Genomic DNA, 17,443 nt, shown 5'->3' on the forward strand with positions numbered 1-17,443 from the left:
CAGATGGATGCAAGCCGACAGATTGAGCGCGACGCGTCGGGCTGGCTGGCCCGGCGCGACAGCGGCCGCTGGTCCGCGCAGGAGCAGGCCGAACTGGCGGCCTGGCTTGCCGCGTCGACCGCGCACCGCGTCGCCTTTCTGCGCCTGGAGGCTGCCTGGAACGAAAGCGGCCGGCTCAAGGCGCTGGGCGCCGGAGTCGCGGCCGGCGATATGCCGGCGCGCGGCCGCTGGTCCGGTATTTCGTTCGATCCGCACATGCAGGGCAAGGCAGCCGCCACGGAGGTGTTGCCGGGGGCGCGCACGCGGACGCCGCCGCGCAGGCTGTTCCGTCCCACCCAGGTGGCGGCGCTGCTATTGCTCGCGCTGGCCCTGGCCTGGAGCTGGCAGCGCTACGACACGGCTGAAGCGGTTGCCTACCGTACCGGCATCGGCGACCTGCGCACGCTGGCCCTGGCTGACGGCTCGGCAGCGACCTTGAGCAGCGACAGCCGCATCGAGGTGACCTTGTCGCGGCGCGAGCGGCATGTGGAACTGCAGCGCGGCGAAGCCTATTTCGACGTGGCCAAGGATGCGCAGCGGCCGTTCGCGGTGGAAGCCGGCAACTATCGCGTCGTCGCCGTCGGCACGCGCTTTGCCGTACGCCACGACGGCGACGACCTGCGCGTGGTCGTGACCGAAGGCAGCGTACGGCTGCAGTCCGATGCGGTAGCCGGCATGGCGCAGCCGGAAACCCTGCTGCCGGCCGGCAGCGTGGCACTGGCCAATCGCCACGGCGTGCTGGTGCGCGCCGGCTCGGTCGCCGATGCGGAAAGCGATGTGGACTGGCGCCGCGGCTTCGTGGTCTTCCGCGATACCCCGCTGGCCACGGCCGTGGCCGAGTTCAACCGCTACAACACGCGGCCGCTGGTGATTGCCGACGTATCCGCGGCGCAGCTGCGCATCGGCGGCAGTTTCCGCTGGTCGAATGCCGACGTATTCGTGAACCTGCTGGAACAGGCCTTGCCGCTGCGTGCCGAACGCGAGGCCGAGCGCATCGTGCTGCGCAGCCGTACCGCGGAATAGGCGCAATCATTACCCGCCGCGCTAGGCGGGATTTCCTGGCGTCGTTCGTCCTGGTATCGCACAGGCGCCCTGACGTGCGCCGACCATGGGGGGAAGACGATGCTGCGTGGCATGCGAAGACTGTTGTTGACTCTGGCCTGTAGTGCGGCACTGGCTGCGCAGGCGCAGACGCCGGAAACACCCGAAGCGATCGATATTCCCGCCGGCGACCTGGTCACCGCGCTGGAAACCCTGGCGCGCCAGTCCGGCGTGCAGTTCGTCTATTCGGCCGACCAGCTCAAGGGCCTGCGCACAGGCGGCGCCCAGGGCAGCATGAAGGCCGGCGATGCGCTGGACCGCCTGCTGCGCGGCAGCGGCTACCAGGCCAGGCGCGATGCCTCGGGCGCCATCGTCATCGTCAAGGAAAGCGCGGCGCCGCGTGCCGCGCGGCCGAATGCGGCAGCGAGCGAAGCACCGGCCGACGGCAAACCGGTGATCGAGCTGGAAAGTGTGCAGGTGACCGGCTCGCGCATTCCACGTGCGCAGATCGAAGGCCCGGCGCCGGTCACCGTGATGACGGCGCAGGAAATCAAGGCCAACGGCTTCACCACCGTGCCCGATGTATTGCGCGCCATGACCCAGAACGGCGGCGAGACGCAAAGCCAGCAGTCGGCCAGCGGCGCCGATTTCTCGCCCGGTGCGCAGCAGGTCGATCTGCGCGGGCTGGGGCCCAACCATACCCTGGTACTGGTCAACGGCCGCCGTATCGCCGACTTCCCCATGCCGTTCAAGGGCCGCAGCAACTTTACTGACATTTCCAATATTCCACTCGGCATGGTCGACCGGATCGAGATCCTCACCGGCAGCGCCTCGGCCATCTACGGTTCGGACGCGATTTCCGGCGTGGTCAATTTCATCCTCAAGGACAAGGCCGACGGCACCACCGTTGACGTACGCGTCGGCGACACCACGCGCGGCGGCGGCGAATCGTTCAACCTGAGCCTGTCCAGCGGCTTTTCCAACGAGCGTTTCAAGGCGATCTACGGCGCCGAGCTGATTTCGCAGCGGCCGCTGTGGGCCTACGACCGCAAGATCCAGGACTCCACCCAGGACGCGCCGACCGAACGCAGCCGGGTTGCCCGTCGCGCTTTCCTGCGCACCAACTGGTATGACGAATACCTCGATCCGGGCGCGGACACCTGTACCTCGCTGGCCGCCCTGAACAACGGCAGCACCTATCACGCGGCACGGCCGGGCTGGGGCGTGGACGGCGAGGACGGTTATTTCTGCGGCAGCGACTCCTCCATCGGCTACGGCACGATGATCAGCAAACGCCGCGGCATCAACAGCTATGCCTCGTTCTCCTACGCCTTCGACAGTGGCGTGGAATGGTTTGCCGACCTGCAGCTGGGCTTTCACGAGCTGTCGATGTTCCGCGACGTGACCCAGTGGAGCTTCCAGGCGCCCGACGGCAACGAAGAAGGCTATTTCTACAACCAGGCCACCGAACAGGTCGAATACTGGCAACGCCAGTTTTCGCCCGAGGAAATGGGCGGCCTGCAGAACAGCATGATCAAGAACCGGCAGAAGACCTTCAGCCTGTCTACTGGCCTGAAAGGCCAGTTCGGCCAGGCCTGGTCGTGGGAAGCGGCACTGAGCCATTCCCAGTACCGCTCGGAAATCAGCTGGCCGCAGATCGTCGCGGCCAAGGCCAACGACCTGTTCCTCGGGCCGCAACTGGGCGTGGACGAAGACGGCTTTCCGATCTACGACGCCGATCCAGCACGGCTGTACCGGCCGCTGTCGCGCAGCGAATACGATTCGATCGCCGCGCGCACCACCTACAACCCGCGCTCGCGCACCGATACGCTGTCGCTCACCCTGACCAATACGGAACTGTTCGAAATGCCCGCAGGCGCTGCTGGTTTCGCCGGCACGCTGGAAGTGGGCGACCAGAGCTACGACCTCAATCCCGATCCGCTGGCCACGCAGTACTACTACTACAGCTGGCGCGATTCCGACGGTCACGGCAGCCGCGACCGCTGGGCCACGGCCGGCGAGTTGCGCATACCGCTGCTGGAAACCCTCAGCGCCAGCGTCGCCGGCCGCTATGACGCCTACCGCTACGGCGGCAGCAGCATCGACAAGTTCACCCACAGCCTGGGCCTGGAATGGCGGCCGCTGGATTCGCTGCTGGTGCGCGGCTCCTACGGCACGGCATTTCGTGCGCCGGATCTGCATTACGTGTTCGCCGGCGAAGGCAATGTGGAATCTTCCGGCACCGACTACTACCGCTGCCGCGTGGAAGAACCCGACAGCGACATCGGCGACTGCTCGTATTCCGACGAAGGCGTGATCGTCACGCGCAGCGGCAACCGCCGCCTTAATCCGGAAACCAGCAAGGCGTATACCGCCGGCTTCGTGTTCTCGCCGATGGAAAACCTGGATTTCTCACTCGACTACTTCAGCATCGACCTGCGCAACCAGGTACAGGACCTGCGTATCGACGGCATCCTGCAGGACGAGGCCAGCTGCCGTCTCGGCCAGCGCGTCGACGGCACTTTGGTGGATCCGAACTCGCCGACCTGCGTCGATGCGCGTGCCCGCGTGCGCCGCCTGGCCGACGGCAATCTGTACGGCGTGTCGGTCAACCCGATCAATATCGCGCGGGAACGCACCAGCGGCCTGGATTTCAGCAGCCACTACAAGCTGGATACCCGCATCGGCCTGTTTCGCTTCAGCGGCAACTACACCTGGGTGCGTGCGCACGAAAGCCAGCAGTACACCGGCGATCTGGTCGAAGACCAGTTCGCCGTCAACAGCGGCTTCGATATTCCGCGCAACAAGGCCAGCGCCAGCGTGAGCTGGGAAACCGGCCACTGGACCACCACCCTGCACGGCGAGCGCCTGGGCCGGCTGCCGAATTCCGATTCGTACGCGGAAGTCTACGATCCGGAAGACGGCGGCAGTCCCTGGGTCGGCGCGACCTACCGCTACAACGCCACGCTGCAGTACCGCTTCAACGAGCGCGCCCAGCTGTCGCTGGCGGTGACCAATCTGTTCGACAAGATGCCGCCGCGGGATGCCAGCTCGACCGGCTATCCGTACTACGACATTTCCTGGTTCGACGCGGTCGGCCGCCAGGTCTATCTGCAGTACACGCACAAGTTCGGCGGCGGCGCGCGCTGAGGCCGGGCAGCAAGGCCGCGGCGCCTTTGCTGGCGCTGCGGCGCAGTGCGGTGCAGCGGAAGTCTGCTGAAAAAAGCTAACTGTCCAGATGTAGTTTCAGCAGCCGGGCCAGCTCGCGCTCGCCGAGGTCGTCGGCGATGCTGGCGAGCACCTGCCAGTGCCGCGCCGACTGGCGCGGCGCGAAGGACGGTTCGGTCAGTTGCAGTGCGGCGCGCAACTGCGCCACGGCCTCGTCGCGGCGCTGCAGCAGCAGCAAGGCCTGGGCCGCGCTGCGATGGGCGATCAGGCGTGCCAGCACACTGGCGCTGGCCTGTACCGGCAAGGCCAGGGCGCGTTCGGCCGAAGCCAGTGCGGTCAGTGCATCGCCACGCTGCAACTGGGCCAGGGCGGCGCGGGCCAGGCATTCCGCCTGCAGGTGGCCGCTGGCGGGCATGGCAGCGGCAAAAAAGGGCGGCAGCGCGGCGTCGAACTCGGCTGCGGCACGCGGATTGTTCTGCTCCGCCAGTGCCGCCGCCCAGTGGCAGCGGAAATCGGCGATGCGCAGGTCGCCGGGCAGGCGCACCGCGATGCTGATGCGCAGGGCTTCGCCGAACTGCTGCGCGGCGGCCTGGGCGTCAGCCAGCTCCTCGGCCGCGCGGCCCAGGTTGGCGTGTGTAGCCGCCGTCATCGGGTGCGGATCAGGATTGAGCAACGTATAGATGTGCAAAGCGCGCTCGAACGACTGCTGCGCCGCCTCGGTCTGGCCGCGCCGCAGCGCGATCACGCCCTCGGTATTGGCCACGTAGGCCGTCATGGTGTGCACTGCCGGTGCCTTGTCGCGCAGGATGGCCGCTGCCTCGGCGATGTTCTGCGCGGCCGGTTCCAGCCGCGCGCGGCTCATCTGCACTACCGCCAGCGACTCCAGCGCGCTGGCGACGACCATGTGCGAGCTGCCGTACAGGCGGCGCGCGATCGCCAGGTTGTCGGCCAGCACGGCAGCGGCGCGATCCAGTTCGCCGACATCGGCCAGCACGCTGCCGTAGCTTTCCATCGCACGCTGCAGGGCGGGATGATCGCCGTGGTAGAGACGCTGTCCCAGCTGTACCGCTTCGTCCATGCAGCGCAGCGCCGGGTCGTCGCGATTGAGCTGCACCTGCAGCATGCCCAGGCGCAGCAACGCCGACATCACCGCTTCGTTGTCGCCGCCGCCGCCGGCGCGGTACTGCTGCAGTGCGGCGTCCAGCCGCGCCGCGCCCAGGGCGTATTCGCCGTTGCGGAAACGCGTATAGCCCAGTTCGGCCTCGGCCTGCAGGGTCAGCGCATGCGCTGGCCCGAACGCGCGCGCCGACAGCTCGGCCGATTCCAGCAGAATTTCCAGCGAACGTGCATAGCGGCCCAGGCCGCGTTCCAGATCGCCGACGGCGCTGAGCAGCGGTACCAGCGATTCGGGCTGGTCGCGGAAATTCTCCCGCGCCGCCCGCAGTGCCCGTTCGACCAGTTCTTCGGCTGAGGTGGCACGGCCCTCGGGCAGGCCTTGTTCGCCGCTGCGGAACAGGCTCAGTACAAAGTCCTGCACATGCCGCGCGCGCTGCGCGTCGGCGCGGCTTTGCTCGGCGGCGAGTTCGGCGCGCTGGGCCAGGCGCAGGCTGACCAGGCTGAAGCCGAGCAGCGCCGTCACCGCCAGCCCGCCCAGCAGCAGGCCCAGCCGATGCCGGCGCAGGAAGCGGCCGACGTGGTAGCGGCGGCTGCCGCGACGCGCGGCCACCGGACGGAATTCCAGCCAGGCCTGCACATCGGCGGCAAGCGCATCGACCGAGGCATAGCGCTGCGCCGGTTCGGCGCGCAGCGCACGCGCGACGATCGCGTCGATGTCGCCGCGCAGCAGGCGGCGCAGGCTGGCGCCGTCGAGATTGCGCGCGCTGGCATGGCGGTCTTCGATCGCGCGCGTGTCCAGGCCGGCGGCGCTGCCGTCGCGCAGGATCTGCGGGCGCACGCCGCTGAGCAATTCGGCCAGCATCACCCCGAGGGCGTAGACATCGGCGCCGGTACCGGCGGCTTCGCCGCGGAATTGTTCCGGTGCGGCGTAGGCGGGCGTGAGCCGGCGCAGTTCGGTGCGGGTGGATTCCACGTCGACTTCGAGCAGCTTGGCGATGCCGAAGTCGACCAGCTTGACCAGGCCGTCGGCCCGCACCAGTACGTTGCCGGGCTTGAGGTCGCGATGCACGATCAGCGCCTGGTGCGCCGCGGCGACGGCGGTGCAGATGTCGAGGAACAGCCGCGCCCGCGCCCGCGGTGGCAGCCGGCGCGCATCGCACCAGGTCAGCAGCGATTCGCCTTCGACGTATTCCACCGCCAGCCAGGGCGTGCCGTCGGCAGCAAAGCCGCTGTCGATAAAACGCGCAATGTTGACATGTTCCAAACGCGCCAATGCGGCCTGTTCGCGCTGGAACAGGCGCCGCTCCTGCGGGTCGTGCACGTTCAGGCGCAACAGCTTCAGTGCCACGCGCTGGCTGGCGCCGCCGGCCAGCTGGCGCTCGGCCAGAAATACGCTGGCCATGCCGCCGGCACCGAGGAATTCGCCCAGGCGATAGCCCTCGATGCTCGGCAGGCTGGCCTGGACCGGCACCAACTCGTCCTCGCGCGCGGCCTCGCAGCCGGCCTCCAGCGCGGCGCCGCGGGCGTCGGCCTGCAGCAGTTCCTGCAGCAGGCGCTGCAGTTCGGCATCCAATGCAAGCTGGCTCAGGCGCGTGCTGCGCGCCGCGGCGGACAGCGGCAGCAGCTCGTCCAGCAGCGGAACGAGCTCGGCCCAGCGCCGGTCGAGGGCGGCGGCCATTTCAGCCCAGGCAGGCGCTCAGGAACGCGCGTGCCTTCAGCCAGTCGCGTTCCACCGTGCGGTCGGTGATGCCGAGCATGGCGCCGATTTCCGGCGAACTGAAACCGGCGGCGAGGCGCAGTTCGGCGATGCGCGCCAGGCGCGGGTCCAGCGTCTGCAGGCGGGCGAAGGCCTGGTCCAGTGCGGCCAGGTCCAGGGCATTGTCGTCGCCGGCTTCGGCCGCGGCGACGGCACCTGCATGGCGTTCGCGCGTGCCGCGGCGGCGCACGCGGTCGATCAGGGCATTGCGCATGGCAGTGGCGGCATAGGCGAAGAAGCGGCCGCGGTCCTCGAATTCGAGCTGGCCGCGCTCGATCAGGCCGACGAAGGCTTCATGTACAAGTGCGGTAGTGCACAAAGTCTGCGCGCCGCGGTCGGACGCAAGCTGGCGCCGGGCCAACTGGCGCAGGCGCTCGTAGACCTGGGCCAGCACACGGTCCAGCGCCTGCGCGTCGCCGTCCTGGGCGGCGCGCAGCAAGCGGGTGATGTCGTATTCGTTGTCTGCCATGGGCGCCCCCGCCGGTGTTTCCAGTGGCCTGTAACGGATGAATCGAAAGCAGCTCGTTCGTCCTGGCCGCGCAGTACTTGCTGCTCACTCGGTCAATAGCGTGGGCTATTGGACTCGCTCCGCAGCGGCGTCCTGCACGACCAGTCCTTCGCGATCCCTCTCCGATTCATCCGCTACAGGCCACCAATCCCTGTCGCCAACCACGACGCTGGCGACGCTTGCCTCGGCATCAGCCCGCTACGGCGCCCCCCGGCACCGGCCATCTGCTGGCGACTGCATACGCTAGCCTGCCAGGACTGCGCCGCGGCTTCCAGTAACAACGATGGCAAGTGGCCGGAACGCACAGGGTGCCCCAAGGGCCGCAATCGCGCCGCGCGGCGCTCAGGCCTCGTCGAGGTCGCTGGTCGGCAGGATCGGGTTGGGTTCCAGCGCCAGCTGGCTTGCCGCCAGTGCCACCTGGGTGCGGTTGTTGCAGCCGAGCTTGCGCATGATCGCGGTCATATGCGCCTTGACCGTGGCCTCGGACACGCCGAGTTCGTAGGCGATCTGCTTGTTCAACAGACCTTCGGCGATCATGGCCAGCACGCGGAATTGCTGCGGCGTGAGCTCGGCCACGCGGGCGGCGATCTGTGCCTCGTCGTCGCGCAGCGCGGCGGGAGTGCTGCCATGTGCCTGCGGCAGCCAGATCTCGCCTTCGCGGACGTGGCGTATCGCCTCGACGATGGTCTCGGCCGAACTGGACTTGGGGATATAGCCTGCGGCGCCATGCGCCAGGGCGCGCCGCACGACGCTGCCTTCCTCGTGCGCCGACACCACGATCACCGGCAGGCCGGGGTACTGGCCGCGCAGATGGGCCAGGGCGGAAAAGCCGCGCGCGCCGGGCATGTGCAGGTCCAGCAGCAGTTCGGCTTCGGGATGGGCTTCGACCAGGGTCAGCAGTTCCGGCACGGTCGAGGCTTCATACAGGTTGGCGCCCGGCGTCGCCTGGTTGAGGGCACGGCGCAGGGCGTCACGATACAGCGGGTGGTCGTCGGCGATGAGGATCTCGGACATGCATCCGAGCATGGCATCGGCGCGCCGCCGCGGCAATGGCAGTGCACTGAGACGGCGCCGCACGGGCGCCGTCCACGGCCCGCGCGGCGCTGGCCAGGAGACTCAGCTGCGAATCAGGCGCTGGTCGACCAGGTTCTGCACCACGCCCGGATCGGCCAGGGTCGAGGTATCGCCGAGCTGGTCGGTCGCGTTCTCGGCAATCTTGCGCAGGATGCGGCGCATGATCTTGCCCGAGCGCGTCTTGGGCAGGCCCGGCGCCCACTGCAGGTAATCGGGCGAGGCAATCGGTCCGATTTCCTTGCGCACCCAGTGCACCAGTTCCTTGCGCAGCTCGTCGCTGCCGTTTTCGCCGGCCTTCAAGGTGACATAGGCGTAGATGCCCTGGCCCTTGATGTCGTGCGGGCAGCCGACCACGGCCGCCTCGGCGACCTTGGGATGCGACACCAGCGCGCTTTCCACCTCGGCCGTGCCGATGCGATGGCCCGATACGTTGATCACGTCGTCGACGCGGCCGGTGATCCAGTAATAGCCGTCCGCATCGCGCCGTGCGCCGTCGCCGGTGAAATAGGCGCCGGGATAGGTGCGGAAATAGGTATCGACGAAACGCTTGTGATCGCCGTAGACCGTGCGCATCTGGCCGGGCCAGGAGTCGGTGAGGATCAGGTTGCCCTCGCAGGCGCCTTCCTGCACCACGCCGTTGGTATCGACGATGGCCGGTATCACACCGAAGAACGGCTTGGTCGCCGAACCGGGCTTGGTGTCAGTCGCGCCGGGCAGCGGAGTGATCAGCGCGCCGCCGGTTTCGGTCTGCCACCAGGTATCGACGATGGGGCAACGGCCGTCGCCGACGACGCGGTGATACCACTCCCAGGCCTCGGGGTTGATCGGTTCGCCCACGGTACCGAGCAGGCGGATCGAGGCGCGCGAGGTGCGCCTGACCGGTTCTTCGCCTTCGCGCATCAGCGCGCGGATGGCCGTCGGCGCGGTGTAGAAAATCGTCACCTTGTGCTTGTCCACCACGCGCCAGAAGCGGCTGATGTCGGGCCAGTTCGGTACGCCTTCGAACATCACCGTGGTGGCGCCGTTGGCCAGCGGGCCGTAGACCACGTAGGAATGCCCGGTCACCCAGCCGACGTCGGCGGTGCACCAGTAGACATCGTCTTCGCGCAGGTCGAATACGCACTCGTGCGTATAGCTGACGTAGGTCAGGTAGCCGCCGCTGGTATGCAGCACGCCCTTGGGCATGCCGGTCGATCCAGAAGTGTACAAGATGAATAATGGATCTTCGGCATTGACCGGCTCCGGCGCGCATTCGGCCGATTGTTCCTCGACCAGGCCGGCCCACCAGCGGTCGCGCGGCGTCTGCATCGCGATCGGCGCGCCGGTGCGGCGTACCACCAGTACGGTTTCCACCGACGTGGTGCCGGGCCGGGTCAGCGCTTCGTCGACGTTCGCCTTCAGCGCCACTTTCTTGCCGCCGCGCAGGCCTTCGTCGGCGGTGATCACCAGCTTGCATTGGGAATCGGCGATGCGGCCGGCGAGCGAATCCGGCGAAAAACCGCCAAACACCACCGAATGCACAGCGCCGATACGGGCACAGGCGAGCATGGCCACGGCCGCTTCGGGAATCATCGGCAGGTAGATCGCGACGCGGTCGCCTTTGCGTATGCCGAGGTTGCGCAGCAGGTTGGCCGCCCGGCAAACGTCTTCGTACAGCTGGCGATAGCTGATGTGCCGCGAATCGGCCGGGTCGTCGCCCTCGAACACGATGGCGGTCTTGTCCCCGCGCGTGGCCAGATGGCGGTCCAGGCAATTGGCCGAGACGTTCAACTCGCCGTCGGCGAACCAGCGGATATGCAGGTCGTCGGCGGCGAAGGACACATCCTTGACCTGGCTGAACGGCTTGATCCAGTCGATCCGTTGCGCCGTACGCGCCCAGAAACCTTCCGGATCGGTTACCGATTCCTGGTACAGCGCCTCATATTGCGCGCGCGTCACGCGCGTAGTGGCGGCGTAATCCGCGTCTACCGGATAGATCTTGTTCGACATGATTTGTCCTTTTATACATTGCCAATTTCAGCAAGTTTCCGCACCCGGCGGCCCTCCCCTGCTGCAGCGCATCACAGTAACCCGGCGGCAGGCGCAACCAATCCGACTTTAGTCGATTCGTGCGGGCGCTTCGACCAATGGCGAATAGGCGTCCAAATGACAGCGGCGCAACCTCAGCCCGCCACACACCTTGGGAGGGGTCGTCCAATGGCTATCTCGCGTCATTTTTCATTTCGCCGCACCGCACTCGCGGGCGCCCTGCTGCTTGGCCTGAGCGGAGCGGTTCACGCCGACAGCCGCAGCGAGGCCGCACTGGAAGCCCGCATCAATCAACTCGAACAACAACTGGCCGAGCTCAAGGCGGCCGTCGAAGCGCAGAAGAAAGCCACGGCTGCCGCACCCGCCGCCGCACCCGCGGCGAGCGGCCCGGCGGCTACAGGGGTCAAGCTGCCGATCCAGAGCACCACCCTGACGCCCAGTGCCAATCCTGGTACCACGGTGAAGATCGGCGGTTTCATCAAGAGCGATTTCATGCTCACCCGTACGGACGGCGGCCAGCTCGCCGATTCCGCCTCAGGCCGCGACCTGTACGTGCCCGGCCAGACGCCGGTCGGCGGCGCCGGTTCGAATACCGATTACGACGCCGGGGCGAAATTCTCCCGCCTGGGCATCGGCATCGATACGGTGACCGAGAACAACGACAAGCTCGGTGCCTTCGTCGAATGGGACTTCTTCGGCGGCGCGCTCGGCAACGAGAACGCCACCAATACCTACGGCCTCACCCTGCGCCATGCCTACGTCTACTGGAACAAGTGGACGGCCGGTCAGACCTGGTCCACCTTCATGGATACTGCGGCACTGCCCGAAGCGGTCGACTTCATCGGCCCGACCGACGGCGTGATCTTCGTGCGCCAGCCGCAGATTCGCTATACCACGGGAAATTTCCAGATTTCGCTGGAAGACCCGCAGACCACGGTACTGCCCCGCGGCGGCGGCGCGGCGGCCAGTTCCGACCGCGGCGCCTTGCCTGACCTGGCGGCGCGCTACACCTGGAAAGGCAGCTGGGGTCATTTCGGCGTAGCGGGACTGCTGCGCGATCTGCGGGTAGACCGTCCGGCTGCCGGCACGACGCCGGCGATCACCGACAGCCAGTTCGGCGGTGCGCTGAGCGTCGGCGGCAAATGGAACCTCGGCGAAAGCAACGATATCCGCTACCAGTTCACCGGCGGTTCGATCAGCCGCTACATCGGCCTGGGCATAACCGCCGACAGCGTGCTCGATGCGAGCAACGATCTCGAAGCGATCGACGGCTGGGCCGGCTACGTCGCCTGGCGCCACCTCTTCAGCAAGAAACTGCGCAGCAACCTGATGTACGCACGCAGCGACTACGACAATCCGCTGGCCTTTACCGGCACCGGCGTCACCAAGAGCTCGTCCAGCTTCCGTCTCAACCTGATCTATTCGCCGCTGCCCAAGCTCGACGTGGGCGTGGAATACATGATCGGCCGGCGCGAGCTGGAAAGTGGTGCCAACGGTGACATCGACCGCCTGCAATTCATGGCCAAGTATTCGTTCTGAGGAGGATCTTCATGGCTAGCGTTCCCCAAGGCACCGCCGTTCCCGGCAGTGCGCCGCTCACCCAGGGCCATAAGCGCGTGATCTTCGCGTCCAGCCTCGGCACCGTGTTCGAATGGTATGACTTCTATCTGTACGGCTCGCTCGCGGCGATCATCGCCAAGCAGTTCTTCACCGCGCTGAGCCCGACCAGTGGTTTCATCTTTGCACTTCTGGCTTTTGCCGCAGGTTTCGCGGTACGGCCGTTCGGCGCGCTGGTATTCGGCCGCCTGGGCGATCTGATCGGGCGCAAGTACACCTTCCTGGTGACCATCGTGATCATGGGCCTGTCGACCTTCCTGGTCGGCATCCTGCCCAGTTACGCCAGCATCGGTATTGCCGCGCCGGTGATCCTGATCACCTTGCGCCTGTTGCAGGGGCTGGCCCTGGGCGGCGAATACGGTGGTGCGGCGACGTATGTCGCCGAACATGCACCGCCGGGCAAACGTGGCCTGTATACGAGCTTCATCCAGACTACGGCGACATTGGGCCTGTTCCTGTCGCTGCTGGTGATCCTGGGCTGCCGTACCTGGCTGGGCACCGAGGAATTCGACAAGTGGGGCTGGCGCATTCCGTTCCTGCTGTCGGTGGTGCTGCTGGGCATTTCCGTGTGGATTCGCCTGCAGCTGAACGAATCGCCGCTGTTCCAGCAGATGAAGGCCGAAGGCAAGGGTTCGAAGGCGCCGATCACGGAGAGCTTTTTCTCCAGTAACGGCAAGATCGCCCTGCTGGCCCTGCTCGGCGCCACCGCCGGCCAGGCCGTGGTCTGGTATGCAGGCCAGTTCTATGCGCTGTTCTTCCTCACGCAGACCCTGAAGATCGACGCGACGACGGCAAACCTGCTGATGGCCGGGGCGCTGGCTGCAGCCACGCCGTTCTTCGTCGTGTTCGGCTGGCTGTCCGACAAAATAGGGCGCAAGCCGATCATCATGGCCGGCTGCCTGATTGCCGCGCTGACCTATTTCCCGATCTTCAAGGCGCTGACGCATTACGGCAATCCGGCACTGGAGGCAGCCAGCCAGACCTCGCCCGTCACGGTCCTGGCCGATCCGGCCCAGTGCGCCTTCCAGTTCGTTCCCGGCGAGCTGAAGTCGCACGTGACCTTTCGCAGCTCCTGCGACATCGTCAAGGGCTACCTGGCCGGCAAGAACATTCCCTACGTGAACGAAGCGGCGCCGGCCGGCACCTTGGCCAGCGTCAAGATCGGCACGACGACGATACCGAGCTTCGACGGTGCCGGTTTGAATGCCGACCAGTTCAAGGCGCAAAGCACGACGTTCACCGACGCGATGGCGGCGGCGACCAAGGCCGCAGGCTACCCGGACAAGGCCGATCCCACCCAGATCAACCGTTTCATGGTGTTCATCCTGCTCACCATCCTGGTCTTCTACGTGACCATGGTCTACGGACCGATCGCCGCCTGGCTGGTGGAATTGTTCCCGACCCGCATCCGCTATACCTCGATGAGCCTGCCCTACCACATCGGCAACGGCTGGTTCGGCGGCTTCCTGCCGACGACGGCATTCGCCCTGGTTGCGGCGACTGGCAATATCTACCAGGGCCTGTGGTATCCGATCGTGATCGCCCTGTTCACCTTTGTTGTCGGCAGCCTGTTCCTGCGCGAAACCAAAGATGTCGATATTTCCAAATAAGACGATTGTGGAAACAAGGTAACGACAAAGGCGGCCGCAAGGCCGCCTTTGTTTTGCGGATGCTCATGCGTGGACAGGTATTGGTGGCTCGCTACGCGTGCTTTGCTGGTGTCCTGTCTCGCCAATACCCTCAAATAATTCTGGTGGCTTTCGCCGCATAGGTCGTTGCGATTGGTCGCCGTAGCGCTGCTACGCTTCCTCATCGCGCCTGGTCTCCTGGCGATATCCATCCGGAATTTCGTTAGCGTATTGACGAGACAGGGCCCTAGTCCGCAGTGGTGGAATCCAGCATCGCCTGCCGCATCTTGAATTCGCCGGAGACCACGCGATTCCTGCCGCCACGCTTGGCCGCATACATGGCGTGGTCGGCGCTGCGCACCAGCTCGTTGAAATCGCTGCATTCTGGCGACAGCGTCGCCACGCCGATGCTGACGGAGAGGGCGAGGCGCGCGTCGTCCTGCCGCAGGTCAAGCGCGGCCACCGAGGCGCGCAGGCGCTCGGCCACCAGCACGGCTTCGCTTTCCGCCGTGGCATTGAGCACGACCAGGAATTCTTCGCCGCCGAGGCGCCCGATCAGATCGCCCGGACGCAGCAGCTCGCGCACCGCGTGCACCAGCGCGCGCAGGGCGAAATCGCCGACGTGGTGGCCGTGGGCATCGTTGATGTCCTTGAAGCGGTCGGCGTCGAGCAGCAATACCGACAGCGGCCGGCCATGGCGGCGCGATTCTGCCAGCAGGCCCGCGACGAGCTGGTCGAGCATGCGCCGGTTCAGTACGCCGGTCAGCGGATCGGTGGCAGCCAGGGTTTCCAGTTCCAGCCGCTGGCGGTCGCTGGAAATCTGGAAGAATGCAAACGTGGCCACGACCGGGGCCAGTGCGGCATAGCCGAACAGCGCGCTCTGCATCGGCGTGGCGGCCAGGGCGCTGGTCAGCGGCGCGGGATTGACCGTCTCGAACACCATTCGTACCAGCAGAAGGCCGGCGCCGATGGCGAAGGTTGCCGCGAGAATGTGCTGGCCGGCCAGAGCGCGTACTGCGCCGCGATGGATTTCGCGCAGGGTGAGTACGAACAGTGCCAGCAGCAGCCCGGACGTGATGACCGTGCGCATCTGGACGTTGTATTCCAGCCAGGTATAGAACGCCACCGGCACCAGTGTGCTGGCGGCGAGCAGGTTGGGCAGTTGCGACGGACGCTGGTCGCTGTTGAAGGCGGCCAGTGCGCGCGGATACTGCGCATAGGCCAGGCAGATCAGGCCGTTGCCGCAGACGACGGAGAACAGATCGGGGATATGGCCGCGCAGGCCCAGCAGTAGCCAGCCCAGCGGTTGCAGCGCGGTGCCCAGTGCCCATAGCCGGCTGGCAAGGGCGGCCGGCCGACGGCTCTGGCGCACGGTGAAGGCGAGACACAGCGACAACACCAGCGTAATGGCCGAAGTCAGCAGCATTGCCGTGCGCACGTCGAGCAGCAAATAACCCCCTCTGCGCGACGTGCAAACGCATTTGCCGGCGCGGCCTGCTGCGATCTAACTGCAATGCAGGCCGTTCCGCAACGAGCAAAAATTACGAAAGCATTTATTTACCTTCGTGAATGAACGCCTTCACACGCTGATCCAGCAGTGGCAGTGGCACCGAACCCAATGACAGGATCGCGTCGTGGAAAGCGCGCAGGTCGAACTTGTCGCCCATCTCGCGCTCGGCATCGGCACGCAATTCGCGGATACGCAGTTCGCCCAGTTTGTAGCTCAGCGCCTGGCCCGGCCAGGAAATGTAGCGGTCCACTTCGGTGGTGATTTCATGCTCGGACAGGGCCGAGTTGTCGCGCAGCAGGGCCAGTGCCTGTTCCCGCGACCAGCCCTTGGCGTGGATGCCGGTGTCGATCACCAGGCGGCAGGCGCGCCACATTTCATAGGTAAGGCGGCCGAACTGTTCGTACGGCGTTTCGTAAATGCCCATTTCCACGCCGAGGTGTTCCGCATACAAGGCCCAGCCTTCGCCGAAGGCCGAGATATAGCTGTAGCGGCGGAACGGCGGCTGCTCGCCCTGTTCGTTGGCCAGTGCGCCCTGCAGGTGATGGCCGGGCACGGCTTCGTGCAGGGTCAGCGCGGGCAGTGCGTACAGCGGCCGTGCTTCCAGCTTCCAGGTATTCACCCAATAGAATCCGGCCGTCTTGCCGTCGGCCGGCGCGCCGCTGTAGCGGCCAGTGGTGTAGTAGGGCGCGATCGCCGCAGGCACCGGCGCCACGCCGTAGGGCAGGCGCGGCAGCTTGCCGAAGTATTTCGGCAGCTCGGCATCGATGCGCTTGGCAATGTCGCGCGCGATCATCAGCAGCTCGCGCGGGGTCTTGGCGTAGAACTGCGGATCGGTGCGCAGGAAGGTGAGGAACGCGGCGAAGTCGCCGTCGAACTTCGCATCCTTCATTACCTTTTCCATTTCTGCACGAATTCGCGCGACTTCTTTCAGGCCGATCTGGTGGATTTCCTCCGGCGTGGATTCCAGCGTGGTGTATTCGCGGATCTGCTGCTGGTAGTAGGCCTGGCCGTTGGGCAGCTGGTAGGCGCCGAGGGTCTTGCGCGCATGCGGCACGTAGTCGTCGACGAAATACTTGAGCAGCCTGGCGTAGGCCGGAACCACATGCTTTCTGACCGCTTCCTCGCCGTCGCGGCGCAGTGCGGCGGCTTCGTCGGCATTGATCGTCGCGGGAAGCTTGGCAAACGGCTGGTAGAACGGGTTCTTGGCCAGATCCTTGTTCTCGGCCACTTCGCGCAGCGGACCGTCGCGGCCCTGCAGTACGACCTGGGGCAGGGTCATGCCAATCTTCACGCCCTGCTTGAGCAGCACGATGTGTTCGTCGAAATAGGCCGGTATCGCTTTCAGCTTGGCGATATAGGTGCGGTAGTCGGCCGCGGTCTTCAGCGGCTGCGATTCGGGCATCTGCATCAGATCGGCGTAGAAGCTCGAATCCGAGGTCATCGGCAGCAGGTAGTCTTTCACCTGGATGCCGCCGATGCGGTTGGCCAGCTGGGCGCGGTAGATGGCGTAGTTGATCTTGTCCGCGGCGCTGAGCTGGTCGGGCGAAATGGCTTCCAGCTCGCGTTGAAACGCCTGCAAATCTTTCAATCGGCGCAACTGCGACTTCTCGTCCACATGGCCGAGTTCGCCGCCGCGGGAATGATCGCCAAGGTAGCTCGCCAGCTGCGGGCTTTCCTGCTGGCGCCAGGCCCACTCGCGTTCGTACAGGTTCTTGAAGCGGTCGGCGGCGGAATCCTGGGCAATGGCCGGCAAGGCCAGCGCCAGGGCGAGCAGGGAGGTGGCAAGACGGTATGGCGACATGGTTTTTCTCCTGGGCAACCCGCCAAGGCTAGCCCATGCCGCCTGCGCGCCGCCCCTGCAAAAGGTCGTAGCCGATTGTTGGCCAGACGGTCCGGCCGCGGCTTGCGCAATCCGGCGGCCAGGGCGTGGCTGGTGCCCTTTTCGGCGACCCCGCGCC

General features: G+C 66.2%; 10 protein-coding genes. 4 read left to right on the forward strand and 6 right to left on the reverse strand.

The features are described 5' to 3' along the window. Positions 1-3: 3 nt before the first annotated feature. A complete protein-coding gene (locus DFR29_RS03910; protein WP_133817259.1) occupies positions 4-1,062 on the forward strand; it encodes a FecR family protein in 1,059 nt (352 codons plus the stop codon). Positions 1,063-1,173: 111 nt separating this feature from the next. Next, the gene (locus DFR29_RS03915) at positions 1,174-4,230 is read left to right on the forward strand and encodes a TonB-dependent receptor (protein ID WP_243745951.1); all 3,057 of its coding nucleotides are present in this window, start codon (positions 1,174-1,176) and stop codon (positions 4,228-4,230) included. A 76-nt stretch (positions 4,231-4,306) separates the two neighbouring features. Here DFR29_RS03915 and DFR29_RS03920 read toward each other — a convergent pair whose 3' ends face one another. The 4 genes from DFR29_RS03920 to acs form a co-directional block, all read right to left on the reverse strand. Further along, a complete protein-coding gene (locus tag DFR29_RS03920) occupies positions 4,307-7,042 on the reverse strand; it encodes a serine/threonine-protein kinase (protein WP_133817261.1) in 2,736 nt (911 codons plus the stop codon). Position 7,043: 1 nt separating this feature from the next. Beyond that, positions 7,044-7,589: an ECF-type sigma factor gene (locus DFR29_RS03925; protein WP_133817262.1), complete on the reverse strand. Its 546-nt coding sequence runs from the start codon at positions 7,587-7,589 to the stop codon at positions 7,044-7,046. A gap of 381 nt (positions 7,590-7,970) precedes the next feature. Then, on the reverse strand, positions 7,971-8,642 hold the full coding sequence (locus DFR29_RS03930) for a response regulator transcription factor (protein ID WP_133817263.1): 672 nt from the start codon (positions 8,640-8,642) through the stop codon (positions 7,971-7,973). 102 nt (positions 8,643-8,744) lie between these two features. Continuing rightward, a complete protein-coding gene (gene acs, locus DFR29_RS03935; protein WP_133817264.1) occupies positions 8,745-10,691 on the reverse strand; it encodes an acetate--CoA ligase in 1,947 nt (648 codons plus the stop codon). 207 nt (positions 10,692-10,898) lie between these two features. Between acs and DFR29_RS03940 the strand changes: the two genes are divergently transcribed. Both DFR29_RS03940 and DFR29_RS03945 read left to right on the forward strand, forming a co-directional pair. Beyond that, positions 10,899-12,269 (forward strand): DcaP family trimeric outer membrane transporter, encoded by a 1,371-nt coding sequence (locus DFR29_RS03940; protein ID WP_243745952.1) that lies wholly within the window; start codon positions 10,899-10,901, stop codon positions 12,267-12,269. An 11-nt stretch (positions 12,270-12,280) separates the two neighbouring features. Beyond that, positions 12,281-13,957, forward strand: coding sequence for an MFS transporter (locus DFR29_RS03945; RefSeq protein ID WP_133817265.1), 1,677 nt, complete (start codon positions 12,281-12,283; stop codon positions 13,955-13,957). Positions 13,958-14,222: 265 nt separating this feature from the next. Here the strand turns inward: DFR29_RS03945 and DFR29_RS03950 are convergent, their stop codons facing one another. Beyond that, positions 14,223-15,401: a GGDEF domain-containing protein gene (locus tag DFR29_RS03950; RefSeq protein WP_133817266.1), complete on the reverse strand. Its 1,179-nt coding sequence runs from the start codon at positions 15,399-15,401 to the stop codon at positions 14,223-14,225. A gap of 127 nt (positions 15,402-15,528) precedes the next feature. Beyond that, positions 15,529-17,286, reverse strand: coding sequence for a DUF885 domain-containing protein (locus tag DFR29_RS03955; protein WP_133817267.1), 1,758 nt, complete (start codon positions 17,284-17,286; stop codon positions 15,529-15,531). Positions 17,287-17,443 lie beyond the last annotated feature (157 nt).

Origin of the sequence: Tahibacter aquaticus, assembly GCF_004363655.1 — a bacterium.
In the GTDB taxonomy this organism is placed as follows: domain Bacteria; phylum Pseudomonadota; class Gammaproteobacteria; order Xanthomonadales; family Rhodanobacteraceae; genus Tahibacter; species Tahibacter aquaticus.